The sequence below is a fragment of the Chryseobacterium sp. HNCC26DJ238 genome, from assembly GCF_057180465.1.
The window spans coordinates 1-429 of record NZ_JBXUGI010000070.1; the positions used below are offsets into that span (position 1 = coordinate 1).

General features: G+C 42.2%; 1 pseudogene. It reads right to left on the reverse strand.

The window, feature by feature from the left end:
• Positions 1-429: pseudogene (locus tag AC2A07_RS19750) on the reverse strand (hypothetical protein); the annotation flags it as partial.

Sequence of the window (429 nt, forward strand, 5' to 3'; positions counted from 1 at the left end):
GTAGGTGGCTCCTGTGATCTTCGCAATGGGCTGGGTTGTATTATATCCCCAGATGATAGAGGTCGTGATACCATCTTTGGTGGTGTACTGCAGGAGATTCCCCTTACTGTCGTACTGGTCATAGGTGAGTTCGGTAGAACTGTTGTTCTGAAGGTCATAAGACAGAACTGAACTCGGGAATAGGTGCGCAGGGTTATCAAATTTGGTTTCCGATTTAGCAACAACTTTTCCGGGATCATTAGTATTCTGTTTTTGAACGACAGAAGTTTCCAGAGGAATACCTATCATATTGGCGTTGATCAACCTTTGATTACCTTTCTCATGGGCGTATTGGTAGTTCGTTTCCACAATGTTAGCATCTGAAAGGGTAGTTACCTGTTTTGTGGGATAATCCCTTGTATTGAACGTAATGTCTTCATAAGTTTTTAA